The 11,633-nt window shown below is 66.6% G+C and carries 16 protein-coding genes and 1 tRNA gene; 8 read left to right on the forward strand and 9 right to left on the reverse strand.

All coding sequences use genetic code 11. The annotated features are described in order from the left end of the window. Positions 1-25 precede the first annotated feature (25 nt). Entirely contained in the window at positions 26-1,021 is a 996-nt protein-coding gene (locus ACSR87_RS11080; protein WP_498530505.1) for an AEC family transporter, read from the reverse strand. 172 nt (positions 1,022-1,193) lie between these two features. Here ACSR87_RS11080 and ACSR87_RS11085 point away from each other — a divergent pair, with 172 nt between their 5' ends. Next, a complete protein-coding gene (locus ACSR87_RS11085) occupies positions 1,194-1,433 on the forward strand; it encodes a hypothetical protein (protein ID WP_498530506.1) in 240 nt (79 codons plus the stop codon). Between the two features lie 192 nt (positions 1,434-1,625). On the opposite strand, the gene ACSR87_RS11090 is transcribed toward ACSR87_RS11085, so the two are convergent. Further along, the gene (locus tag ACSR87_RS11090) at positions 1,626-2,339 is read right to left on the reverse strand and encodes a phosphoribosyltransferase (RefSeq protein WP_498530507.1); all 714 of its coding nucleotides are present in this window, start codon (positions 2,337-2,339) and stop codon (positions 1,626-1,628) included. Between the two features lie 210 nt (positions 2,340-2,549). Between ACSR87_RS11090 and ACSR87_RS11095 the strand changes: the two genes are divergently transcribed. Next, positions 2,550-2,720, forward strand: a complete 171-nt coding sequence (locus ACSR87_RS11095) for a DUF7563 family protein (RefSeq protein WP_004044240.1) — start codon at positions 2,550-2,552, stop codon at positions 2,718-2,720. A 107-nt stretch (positions 2,721-2,827) separates the two neighbouring features. Continuing rightward, positions 2,828-3,727, forward strand: a complete 900-nt coding sequence (locus ACSR87_RS11100; RefSeq protein ID WP_498530508.1) for a PhzF family phenazine biosynthesis protein — start codon at positions 2,828-2,830, stop codon at positions 3,725-3,727. 45 nt (positions 3,728-3,772) lie between these two features. On the opposite strand, the gene ACSR87_RS11105 is transcribed toward ACSR87_RS11100, so the two are convergent. From ACSR87_RS11105 to ACSR87_RS11125, 5 genes are read right to left on the reverse strand one after another with little or no spacing between them, the layout of a single operon-like run. After that, positions 3,773-4,540, reverse strand: coding sequence for a proteasome assembly chaperone family protein (locus ACSR87_RS11105; RefSeq protein ID WP_498530509.1), 768 nt, complete (start codon positions 4,538-4,540; stop codon positions 3,773-3,775). Between the two features lie 51 nt (positions 4,541-4,591). Beyond that, positions 4,592-4,783, reverse strand: coding sequence for an RNA-protein complex protein Nop10 (locus ACSR87_RS11110; RefSeq protein WP_498530510.1), 192 nt, complete (start codon positions 4,781-4,783; stop codon positions 4,592-4,594). A gap of 4 nt (positions 4,784-4,787) precedes the next feature. After that, the gene (locus tag ACSR87_RS11115; protein WP_498530511.1) at positions 4,788-5,588 is read right to left on the reverse strand and encodes a translation initiation factor IF-2 subunit alpha; all 801 of its coding nucleotides are present in this window, start codon (positions 5,586-5,588) and stop codon (positions 4,788-4,790) included. Between the two features lie 18 nt (positions 5,589-5,606). Next, positions 5,607-5,801 carry a 30S ribosomal protein S27e gene (locus ACSR87_RS11120; protein ID WP_004044235.1) on the reverse strand — a complete coding sequence of 65 codons (195 nt, stop codon included), beginning with the start codon at positions 5,799-5,801 and terminating at the stop codon, positions 5,607-5,609. 3 nt (positions 5,802-5,804) lie between these two features. After that, a complete protein-coding gene (locus ACSR87_RS11125; protein WP_004972860.1) occupies positions 5,805-6,086 on the reverse strand; it encodes a 50S ribosomal protein L44e in 282 nt (93 codons plus the stop codon). Between the two features lie 201 nt (positions 6,087-6,287). Here ACSR87_RS11125 and ACSR87_RS11130 point away from each other — a divergent pair, with 201 nt between their 5' ends. Beyond that, positions 6,288-6,548, forward strand: a complete 261-nt coding sequence (locus ACSR87_RS11130) for an HAH_0734 family protein (protein WP_004044233.1) — start codon at positions 6,288-6,290, stop codon at positions 6,546-6,548. On the opposite strand, the gene ACSR87_RS11135 is transcribed toward ACSR87_RS11130, so the two are convergent. Next, the gene (locus tag ACSR87_RS11135) at positions 6,545-8,908 is read right to left on the reverse strand and encodes a DUF2298 domain-containing protein (protein WP_498530512.1); all 2,364 of its coding nucleotides are present in this window, start codon (positions 8,906-8,908) and stop codon (positions 6,545-6,547) included. The two genes, ACSR87_RS11130 and ACSR87_RS11135, sit on opposite strands and share 4 nt — an antisense overlap. 95 nt (positions 8,909-9,003) lie before the next feature. On the opposite strand from ACSR87_RS11135, the gene ACSR87_RS11140 reads away from it, so the two are divergent. The 3 genes from ACSR87_RS11140 to ACSR87_RS11150 all read left to right on the forward strand — a co-directional run bounded on the left by ACSR87_RS11140 (position 9,004) and on the right by ACSR87_RS11150 (position 10,384). Continuing rightward, a complete protein-coding gene (locus ACSR87_RS11140) occupies positions 9,004-9,789 on the forward strand; it encodes a glycosyltransferase (RefSeq protein WP_405309534.1) in 786 nt (261 codons plus the stop codon). Then, entirely contained in the window at positions 9,782-10,249 is a 468-nt protein-coding gene (locus ACSR87_RS11145; RefSeq protein WP_008577515.1) for a GtrA family protein, read from the forward strand. Before ACSR87_RS11140 ends, ACSR87_RS11145 begins: the two co-directional genes overlap by 8 nt. A 60-nt stretch (positions 10,250-10,309) precedes the next feature. Next, positions 10,310-10,384, forward strand: a tRNA-Met gene (locus ACSR87_RS11150). A gap of 201 nt (positions 10,385-10,585) precedes the next feature. Here the strand turns inward: ACSR87_RS11150 and ACSR87_RS11155 are convergent. After that, complete coding sequence (locus ACSR87_RS11155) at positions 10,586-11,083, reverse strand: hypothetical protein (protein ID WP_498530513.1); 498 nt, start codon at positions 11,081-11,083, stop codon at positions 10,586-10,588. Between the two features lie 107 nt (positions 11,084-11,190). Between ACSR87_RS11155 and ACSR87_RS11160 the strand changes: the two genes are divergently transcribed. Continuing rightward, on the forward strand, positions 11,191-11,616 hold the full coding sequence (locus tag ACSR87_RS11160; protein ID WP_498530514.1) for a Rieske (2Fe-2S) protein: 426 nt from the start codon (positions 11,191-11,193) through the stop codon (positions 11,614-11,616). Positions 11,617-11,633 lie beyond the last annotated feature (17 nt).

Genomic DNA, 11,633 nt, shown 5'->3' on the forward strand with positions numbered 1-11,633 from the left:
GCACAAAGTCGTGGCGAAACGGGCGCTACACCACGACGCCGTGGTCCAAGAGGTAGATGAGCACCGAGAGCGCGGGCACGCTGAGGAGCGTCGTCGCGAAGACGGCCGCGGAGACGAACTCGGCGAGCGAAGTGGCCGAACCGGCCCCCGAGGCGTCACCGAACTCCGCGACGAGGATGAGCGGCGTGACCGCGGCGGGCATCGCGGATTCGAGGACGAACGTCCGCGCGACCGCCGGGTCACCGAAGCCGGCGACGAGCGCGACGCCGACCGCGACCGCGGGCGCGACGACCATCTTGAGCGCGGCGACGACGCCGACCTCCGAGAGCGTCGAGCCGAGATCGGCCCCCGCGAGTTGGATGCCGAGGATGAGGAGCATCATCGGAATCGACGAGTCGCCGACGAGCCTGAGCGTCTCCATCGCGGGGACGCCCGTCGGCGGGACGACGCCGAGCCAGCGTGCCGCGAGCGCGGCGGCGACGGCGTAGACGAGCGGGATGCGGACGATGCGTTCGAGGCCGACGCGCCAACTCGGCGGGGCGTCGTCGCGGTCGGCTCCGCGTCCGGCGATATACACGCCCAGCGTGTAGATGAGGACGCTCTGGACGGCGAGGTAGACGACGGCCGTCGAGCGGCCGGTATCGCCGAAGGCAAAGGAGCTGACGGGGATGCCGTAGTTCCCCGAGTTCGGGAAGGCGGCGACGAGGACGAGCGCGCCGAGGAGGGGGTCGGAAATCCCCGCGAGTCGGGCGACGCCGCCCGCGACGAGGAGCATGGCGACGTGGTAGGCGACGACGCCGGCGGTGAGGGCAGCCAGCGTCTCGCCGGCGAGTTCGGTCGTCGCGAGGCTGTAAAACACGAGGACCGGCGCGAGGACGTACACCGTCACCGTGTTGAGCGGTTCTGGGTCCACGTCGCGGACGCGACCGAGGAGAAAGCCCACCGCACCGATGGCGAGAATCGGCAGGAGCGCGCCGGCGAAGATAGAAAACAACGACATGCGCGTGCCGACGACCGTCATGCAAACGAACGTTTCGCTTCAGTCGAGAGTCGGCGGTGGTCGATGTAGAGGGTGTCTGAATCAGAGTGATGGCACAATACAGGGCAGGTATCAACGGACTCGACAGCTATCACGGACGACGCCATATTTCTTAAGGAACAATTGTTATGCTTTGCCCGGAACTAATTACATCATGGACAAGTACGAGGCCGTGTTCGAGATCAATTCGAAGACGGACGCGCACGCCGTTGAACTACTGATGGAGCGTCTGTACAACTCACTCCGGGAGGAGTCACGGACGCTTCGCAAGGGGTCGAGTGACTCGACAGAGATGTTAGAACAGTTCGAGACGATTCGGAACGCCACGCGAAAGCCAATGCCCGGTAGATTGATTCTGCGGTACGAAGCTCGGGACGAAGAATTCGAAGGGTGAGCGGACAGAGCTGTTCTGGCCGTTTGCAGCACACGCGCGTTGTATTCAGCACGTCCTCAGCAACCCATCAGCGGCTGCGGATTTCAACGGAGCCAGAGAGATGAAACCGAGGTTCGAAGCAGTCCAACGGAACCGAAGGTTCGAACAGGTCGAAGCAGTCGAACGAAGCCGGGCGAACTAACCCCGTCGCGCTCAGGCCCCGACGCCGTCGTTTTCGAGGAGTCGCCACGCGCCGTCGCCGGTGGATTCGACGTAGCCGCGGCGCTCCATCTCGGACATGACTTCCGGCATTCGGTCGGGTTGGGCGATTTCCATCTCGATGCGGTCCACGTCGTGGAACTCCGCGAGGTAGTGACGGATGTCTTCGAGTTCGAACGTGTCGTCGTCGGCTTTCGCCATGACGCCCGAGGTGAGGTCTATCATGTCCTCGATGAAGTTCCACGGGTAGACGACCCACGCCCACGCTTCGAGGCGCTCGCCGACGTAGTCGGGTTCGAACTCGCTGGTCTGGAGGAGTTGGAGCGTCGCGGTCCGGACCTCGCCCGCGTTGCGCTCGTTGACGTACTCGTGTGCGCGCTTGATGGAGCCGCCGGTGTCGGCGATGTCGTCGATGATGAGCACGTCCTTACCCTCGACGCTGCCTTCCGGCATGGGGTAGCGGACCTCCGGCTCGTTCGACTTCTGGGCCGTCCCGACGTAGTGTTCCATCTTCAGGCTCGTCAGGTCGTCCAGCCCGAGGAAATCGCAGATACACCGGCCCGCGAACCAACCGCCGCGGGCCAACGCGACGATGACGTCGGGTTCGAACTCGGATGTTTTGACCTCGTCGGAAACGTCGCGGCAGAGGCCGTAGATGTACTCCCAGTTCGTGATAGTACAGTTAAACTCGTCGGGGAGGTCGCCCATATCTTCCGTTCACCGTGCGTACTGCCGCGCCTGACGCCCTTTAATCTGTACGACTCGCCCCGCCCGTGTGTCGGCGTGCCAAAACCGCCCGAACCGACGTTATTCGGTGACTAACCGGAGAACCAGACGTTCAGGCGGACACTAACGCATGTTAACAAGGGACATAGTTATATCGAGTGCCGGAGTATGCGGATTTGTAGGTGAAATAGAATGCACACGTGTGGTAACTGTGGTGAGTTCGTCTCCCGCGATTTCGTCCGCGTTTTCGGCAACGACATGGACGAGGTCGTCGGGTGTCCAGCTTGTATGAACATGCGCGAAGTGATGCAGGGCGACGGCGCAGCTCAAACGAGCGGCCGCGTCCGGTGGACCCGCGCGTGAATCGGCCGATATCGACCGGCCCGCGCTCCTCTCTTTTTCTCCGACTTCTCGCGTAATCCGACTGCCGACCCGCTGGTTTGATACATCGCCGTGTAGTGCGCCTTTCCATGGATAGCCGACGCGCCCTCCTCGTCGACGCCTTCACGACCGAACCGCTGTCCGGTAACGCGGCCGGGGTCGTCCCCGACGCCGACGGACTCGACGCGGAACAGATGCGCGCCATCGCCGCCGAACTCGGCGCGAGCGAGACGGCGTTCGTCTGCTCGTCGGCCGCCGCGGACCGCCGCATCCGCTATTTCACGCCCCAACAGGAAGTCGACCTCTGCGGCCACGCGACTATCGCGGCCCACGCCCACCTCGCGGCCGAACGCGACCTCGAGCCGGGCACGCACACCTTGGAGACGAACGTCGGCACCCTCGACATCGAACTCGGTGACCTCGGCGAGGTGTGGATGACGCAGGACGCCCCGACGGTCCGGCCCTTGGAGGTCGACTACGACCGCCTCGCGGCGGCGCTCGGCGTCGACGACGCCGCGCTCCGAGACGTGGGCGCGGACCTCCCCGTCGCGGTCGCCTCCACCGGGCTTCCTTTCCTCGTCGTCCCGGTCAACTTCCTCGAACACCTCTCGGCTGCGGACCCGGACGACGCCGCCATCGCAACCCTCGCCGCCGAACACGACGCGGCGGGCGTCTACGCCTACACCTTCGACGCCATCGACGGCGACTCCACGCTCCACGCGCGGTGTTTCGCGCCCGGCATCGGCATCTCCGAGGACCCCGCGACCGGAACCGCCGCCGGCGCGTGCGGCGCGTACCTCCGGCAGGTCGGCGCGTTCGACTCGATGCCCGACGAACTCCGCTTCGAACAGGGCCACTTCGTGGACCGACCGGGAACCGTCCGCGTGCAGGTAGGCGCTGAGATACGCGTCGGCGGCCGCGCGGTGCAGTCGCTCGACGGCGAAATCGTCGTCCCGGAGTTCGCGGACGACGACATCATCGAAGCCTGACTCTCCGGGCTGAAAACGAGACGGGCCGCGAGGGTCGAAGCAGCCTCAGCCGATGTACCGGAGGTCGTCGTCGCTGGCGATGCTCCCCTGCTGTTGCTGTTGCATCTCCTGAATCTTCGCGGCGACTTCCTTCATCTCCTCTGCGCGCTCTTCGAGCGACTCGAAGTCGACGCTGAACTGGAGGAGGTCCTGTAAGACTTCGATGACGACTTGCGCGCTCTGGGGGTCGACGAGGTAGCCGCTCGTCTCGCCCATCAGGCAGGTCGCGTCGAGGCCGCGTCGGCCGCCGAGGCCGAGAAGGAGCCCGGAGACGCCGACGACGCCGCCGGCGGGTTCGCCCTCGCGGAACTCGATGCCCGCCTCGTCGAGTTCGTCGAGGCGGGACTCGTCGGTGACGGCCCCGAGGACCGACGGCTCGTCGACGAGTTCACCGGTCGGGACGCCGCCCAGCGCGAACAGGCGCTCGACGCCGAACTCCTCGGCAATGTCGAGGAAGGTGTCGGTGAGGTGGTAGTGGCCCTCGTTCGACTGCGCCTGGTGGTCGCCCGTGAGAAGCAGCAGGTCCGGTCCCTCGCCGGGCGTCTCGACGGCGTGAATCGCGACGTGGGTCAGCTCGGCGACGCCCTCGTCGATGCTCACCTGCGGCGGGAACACGTCAGCGTAGACGCGACGGACCAGCGTGGCCTCCTCGAACTCCTCCAGCAGGTGCTCGACGGCGAGTTTGCCGACGTTGCCGACGCCCGGCAGCCCCTCGATGAGGACCGGGTCGGTGAGGTCGACCTCCTCGACAGCCTCGATTTCGATGTCGTCCATGCACGTAGTGGCGGCCGCGCCGGTTAAGAGAGCGTCGGTAGCCGGAGCCGGCTACCCTGACTCCTCGGCGAGGCGGCGCTTCCGAGCGCGGCGGTACTCGCCGTGGGGGTCTTCTGGGTTGTAGGGGGCGGGCGCGCTGTTCTCGGTGGCGGCGCCGCACTCCGGACAGGTCTCAGAAAGCGAGTACACCGGGCGGTCGTGGCGGTCGCGCCACGCGCTGCACACCCGGATGTCTGATTTCATTCGATTACTCTTCGTCGCCGCTGCGTTCGCGGTGGTACTCCGCGGTGCCGCCCGCGGCCTCGATGGCTTCGCGGGCCCGCGCGACGCTCGATTCGAGCTCCGTCTCGGCGGTCTTGTAGTCGGGCGCTTTGACCTTGACGCGGTACTCGGGCGCGCCGACGTACGTGACCGACAGTTCGATTTCGTCGCCGATTTCGCCGTCGCCCTCGGCGGCCTTGAGGGCCTCCTTCACGTCGTCGACGCCGTCGCCAGCGGGCGAGCGCAGGTCGACGTAGCCGGTGACGTTGACGTAGGGGACCGACACGTTCTGACGCGCGGTCTCGACGATGGTTTCGAGTTCGTCGTCGTCGAGTTCGACGCCGTCGAGCGCCTCGATACCGTGAATCGCGGCCTGCTCGAAGCCGTCGTACAGCGACTCGAACTCTGCGAGCAGGGCGTTGGCGATGGACTGGTAGCGGTCGTCGGCGATGTCCTCGCCGAACGCCAGCGCCATCCACTTGTCGGCCTTCTGCTCGTTTTTCCACTCCTGAATCTTCTCTTTACGCTGGTGCTCGTTGACGTCCTTAATCGAGAGGTCTATCTGCTGGGAACTCTCGTCGACTTCGAGCACTTTAGCGACGACTGTCTGTCCCTCGCGGACGTGGTCGCGAACGTTCTTAATCCATCCGCTGGCGACCTCGCTGATGTGGCAGAGGCCGCGTTTGTCTTCGTACTCTTCGAGGTCGACGAAGACGCCGAAGTCCGCGATGTCGTCTACCTTTCCGACGACGAGTTCGCCGGGGTCAGGCCATCCGCTGTACTTCATACGAGGTCCTCCAGGGGGTTACGCCTCAAGTTCGTCGCTGTCGCGACGCTCGACCGTCTCGACAACCTCGCCGTGGAACTCGGCGTTGCCGCCGGTCGGCGTGGCGAGGGTCGTCCCGCAGACGGCGCAGTTGACGACCGAGGAGGCTTTTCCGAAGACGACCTGTTCGTTCTCGCAGTCGCTGCACGCGACCTTGTAGAAGTTTCCTGCCATTGTTTACTCCTGGAACTCCAGGCGACCGGCGCGCCAGCCCTCGCGCATGTGGGCCTTGCCGCAGTCGGAACAGATGTACTTCAGGTGGGTCTTCTTCGTCGGCTTGTCGCCACCGGGAACCTTGGAGAACTTACCGGCGTTACCGATAGTGGCCTTGCCCCGTCGCGTCTGACGGGCGTTCCACTTCATTCCGGTCGGGCGTCCCTTCCGGACCTTCTCCACTTCGTGTTCGTGGTGACCCTTGCAGTTCGGGCAGTACGTGTTGAAACGGCGTGGCATCTGCATAGATATCGACCTTGTGGTGGGTTTTGGTGTGGCCCGTTAAAACCCGTTTGGTTCGACGCGGCCCCTGAACCCGCCGTGACCGGGCGTTCGCCGTGTTACGTGTGGGCAGCCCACGGTGACTGCACCGTCCGCGGTCTCCCCGTCGCACAGCGCACGCCGGAAGCCGAAGCGATTAAGCGGTGACTGTGCCAATCCCGGCACATGAAGAAGCTCATCATCCACGGCGACCCCGGCGTCCGGCGCGACGGCGTCATCGAGTACGACGGCGAGGAGTACGTCCTGTTTTCGGTCGACCGACAGGGCGACTGGCACGGTCCCGACCGCGTCCAGCTGTGGTGTACCGCCGGCACGGAAGACGAGCGCGAGACGTTCGAAAAGCGCGAGTTCGTCCCGCACTGGCTCGAAACCGAGGGCGTCGACGCCGAGGCCGTCGAGGTCGTCCGCGAGCGCGGCGCGGCCTAAGGTAGTCTCGCTTCTTCTACCTCGTAGACCACGACCGACCCCGACCGGTGGACCGGCGTCAGCCACGCCACGTCCGTCTCTATTTCCCCGTAGCGGGCGCGCTCGCCCGGCCCGACCCACACGTACTGTACGTCGTAACTCTCGACGAGCCGCGCCCGCGTCGACTCGTTGCCGACGTACATCGCGTCCACGTCGCGCACGCGGTCGTAGTACGCGTCGGGGCCGCGGTAGCCGACTTCGTGCGCCCAGCCGGCGACCGTCGGTACGCCCGTCAGGCTCGATTCGGGATTCCCGCGCCAGTCGTACATGACGTCCTCGCGTTTGTCTGTCACCGCCTCGGACCACTTCGTCCCCGGCGCGGTGAGCATCGTCGGGTTCCCCTCGACGGTCTCGTCGAGCCACGCGATGGCCGTCGACTCGTTTTCGTGCCGCCAGTCTGCGAAGGCCGTTGCGTCCAGCGTCGCCTCTTCTCTGGCCGAGCCGGCGTGCTCGGCGACGGCCAGCCCGCCGTACACCGACGTGGAGGCCACGAGGAGAACGACGAAGCCGACGCCGACGGCGCGGACCGCACCCCCGCGGACGCTGCGGTTGCCCCTCGGAAGCGACACGTCGCTCGCGGCGACCGCGTCGCCGACGAAGCCGGCCAACACGGCCCCCATTACGCTTCCCCAGAGCACCCACACCTGCATGTACGTCTTGAACACCGTGTTCATCCGACCGGGCCCGGCCTGCTCGTTCACGTAGACGAGTTCGACGAGCATCACGAGGCCCGCGCCGGCGACGACGAGCACCGTCTCGAACCGCGGGTCGTCGGCGAACCGGAGGAGCACCCAGCCGACGGCGACGAGGGGCGCGACGAGCGCGAGCGCGGCGAACGACTGAGCGGCCGCGACGACGGTCAGCGCCGCGAAGCTCCCGACGAGGACGGCCCACTCGCGCCCGCTGAGTCCGTCCTGCGCGCCGAGGCGGCGGACGTAGTAGCCCGCGAACGCCGCGAGGAACGCCCCGTGGACGAGCACCAGCGCGCCGAACCCGCTTCGCTGGTCGGGCGACAGAAGCTCGACCGTCCGGGCGCTTCCCCCGCCCGCGACCGCGCCGAGGAGGAACGGACTGGCGAGGACGGTGGCGGCGACGCCCGCGAGTCCGACCGCCGCGACCGTGCCGCCGAGGCGGGCGAGTTCGCCCGCGACCGCCGAGCCGCCGATGGCCGAGCGAACGCACTCTCGTCCCGGGAACAACGACCACGGGCGTGCGGGCGCGAAGATTATTCCGAGGAACAGCACGCCGAACACCGACGGGAAGCTCCACGTGTCGACGACGACTTGGAACGCGCCGACGAGCGTCGTCGCGGCGACGAGGAGCCGGCGCTCGCCGACCGCCTCTTCAGGCGTCCGGAAGTACGCGAAGGCGAGGCCGGCCGCGAGGAGCAGAAACGACGTGCCCATCATGTGGGCGTGGAGGTCGCCGTTGAGCCACGCGAAAAGCGGGAACTCGTTGATAGTCCCCGGAATCACGCGGCTCGCGCTCCAGTACGAGAAGTCCGCGGTCCCCGCGAGCACCTGTGAAACGGTGTATCGCGAGCGTTCGGCGACGGCCCGCGCGACGGGCCGGCGCAACCCCTCGGGGAGCGCGGCGAGGAGAAACCGCCCCGCGGTGACGAGGTTGCTGGCGAAGCCGACGAAGAACGCCGACAGCAGGCCGCCGAGCCGACCGTTCGCGCCCGCGGCAGTTGCGACGCCGCGCCCGAGTTCGAACGCCGCGGTGACGAGGATGCCGAAGAAGCCGGCGAGCGCGAGGTTGTAGGCGAACGACGGGTCGGTGACGGTGAGCCGAGCGAGGAGAATCGACGCGAGGTGACCGCCGTAGTAGTAGCGAACCGGCTCGCCGGCGAACCACATATCCTCCGGCGGGAGGACCGACGCGCGGGCGAGCGACTGGAGGAGGCCGAAATCGAGGAACTTCTCGCCGCCGCCGGCGTGGACCGCGGGGTCGAGCGCGCGGAGCGCCACGGCGAACAGGAAGGCGACGAGGAACACCGCGGCCGCGTCGGCGACCGCGCGCCGGTCGATGTCGAGGTCCGGCGCGAGTCGGAGCTCGCCGCGGCGGAGCGCGCCGAGGTCGAGACCGGCGACCGCCGACGCGACGAGGAGCGTCCCGACGCCGGCGACGAGGGCGGCGGGACCGAACGAGAGGTGGCCGACGTAGTAGGCCGGGAGGGTCACCGCGACGAGCGAGACGGGGAGGGCGAGTCCGGCGCCGCGGCCGGGGAGGCGGCGAAACAGGCGGGCCGAGAGGGGAAGGCCGACCGCCCAGAGGGCTGCGAACAGCAGTAACCACCGGACGACGAGGGCGTACTCCATCTATCCGTTGACTGCGCCGCGGATGCAATACGTTTTGTGATGGCCGGTGCGGCCAGAGCGGTTCGCTTTTTACCCCATTGAGTGAATGGTCGTGCATGTCGCAGTCTGTCGGGGTGGTGGTCCCCGCCTATCGACCAGACCCCGAGCGTCTGGTCCCCTACGTCCACGCCCTCGTCGAGTCGCTGGACCCCGATGCGGTCCGCGTCGAACTCGACGCGCCGCGGCCCGAGACGCTCGACGCCCTCGACGCCCTCCCCGCCGTCGCCCGCGTGAACGACGTCGACGCCCGCCGCGGCAAGGGCGCGGCCATCACCGCCGGGTTCGAATCGCTTCGCACGGATATCCTCGCGTTCGCTGACGCCGACGGGAGCACGCCGGCCGCGTCGATGGCCGATGTCGTCGCCGCCGTCCGCGACGGTGCCGACCTCGCGGTAGGGTCGCGCCGCCACCCGAACGCGACCGTCGCCTCCCATCAGACGGTCGCACGGCGCTACCTCGGCGACGGCTTCGCGTGGCTGGCCCGCCACTTGACCGAGGTCCCGTTGTACGACTACCAGTGCGGCGCCAAGGCCGTCACCGCCGCGGCGTGGAACGACGTTCGGACCCACCTGTACGAGCCGGGGTTCGCGTGGGACATCGAACTCATCGCCGTCTCGGGGGCGTTCGGCCACCGCGTGGCCGAGGTGCCGGTCGTCTGGGAGGACCAGCCGAACTCGACGGTCTCTCCGGTCGACACGACGCTCAAGATGGCCCGCGGGTTGCTCCGGTCGCGCCACCGCGCCCGGACGATTCGCGAGGACCGCCTTCACGAACTCATCGACGCGCGGAGCGACGAACGGACCCTCGTCGAGCAGTTCTCGACGGAGGTCGCGGATGACTGACAGGCTCTCGGCGCTCGTCTCCGGCACTCGGTTCGGCAAGTTCGCCTCCGTGGGCGCGGTCGGTGCGGTGTTCGACCTCTCTCTGAGCAGTCTCCTCATCGTCTTTTTCGGCGTCGCCAACGAACTCGCGAAGCTCGCGGGCGCGGAGCTCGCAATCGTCGTCATGTTCGTCATCAACGACCGCTGGACGTTCGCGGGTGCGGGCTCGGACCTGCTCGCCGCGAAGGTGCGGCGCTTCGTGAAGTCGAACCTCGTCAGGAGCGGCGGCCTGCTCGTGCAGGTGCTCGTCGTCCGGGCGCTCGGGGAGGTGCCGCTGTCGATTCCGGTCGCCGGTATCGACCTCTGGGAACTCATCCCGCTGCCCCTCGCTATCGGCGCGTCGATGCTCCTGAACTACGTCGCAGAAAGCCTGTTCACGTGGCGCATCGCGACCCGTTCGAGTCAGCGCGACTCACGGTGAAAATTGACACACGGCTCCCGAAACAGAAGTCTTAACAATAGCAGACTCGTTTGTTGATTCAGCGGGATGGGATAGCCAGGAGATTCCGCCGGGCTCATAACCCGGAGATCGGTAGTTCAAATCTACCTCCCGCTATTCTCCTGAAAACTACACCCCAAGCAGCACGTTTTATCGCGCTGCGGCGGCCCGTCTTCTGTGGTAATCGCAACAGGTAGATTTGAACCAGAGAATCGAGCGAAGCGAGATTCGCGTCGTTCAAATCTACCTCCCGCTATTCTCCTGAAAACGACGCCCCAAGCGGGGCGTCTCGGGCATGTTCTACTTCGCCGACAAAACTTATTCAGCTACCTTCGTAACCTCCTGTATCGACCCTGCCGCTTTGCGCCACCCATGCCCTCTGTAACACGTCTCGTCTCGTTTCCTCGCGTTTTCGCCGTCGAAGTCGTCCTCGCCAGCCTGTTTCTCGCGTTGGGCGTGGGTCCCTTCGTCCTGTTCTCGGAGACGGGGCTTTCCGCACCGGCTGGAGTCGGGTGGTTGTGGGGACCTGCCCTGTTCTCGCTCATGGCGCTCTGGGTTCTTCTCGTCGCGCACGCCCTCGGCGACGCGTGGCGACTGCTTCGGCGTCGCAAAACCGGCGTGCTTGACGGCCGAGAGCATCTCGTCCACGGCGTCTTTCGGACGGTCGAAACGCTCTCGGCACTCGCGGCACCGGTCGTTCCGTTCGTCGTCGTAGACCGTTCGTCGGATGCGCCGTTGCCACCGGGTGCAGCCGTGGCGATCGCCCTGTTTATCGCTGCGCCGCTGTGTGTCGCTGGCGTGGTCGTCCTCCTGCATGCCGTGTGGTTGCTGTGGCTCAGTACTGGCTCGTCGCGCGGTTCGGACACGGGACCGTACTGACCGCTTTCGAAGGAGATTTTCGACCCCGCTCCAACGAGAGCACAATGAGCGACCTCGAACGAATCTGCGCGGTCGGCGACGTGCCCGACGACACGACCTTTCTCTTTCGCGTCCGCGCGGCCGACGACGACGACGCCGAGGAGCGCGAGGCCATCCTCGTGCGCACCGACGACGGCATCCAAGGGTGGCTGAACTACTGCATGCACCTGACGCACATCAAACTCGACAAGGGGTCGGGCGCACCGATGCGCAACGGCGAGGTCATCTGCCAGAACCACGGCGCGTACTTCGAGGCCGACACGGGCTACTGCAACTACGGCCCCTGCGAGGGTGCGGTGCTCGACGACCTCGACATCACGGTCGACGGCGACCACGTCTTCCTCTCTGACGACGAGTTCGACTACGTCGGGCAGGGCGAAATCGAGACCGACCCGGCCGACCGGAGTTCGAGTTCGAACGTCGAGTTCTGAGGGCGAGCGCGGCGGGC

The organism is Haloferax sp. SDI50, assembly GCF_059802635.1.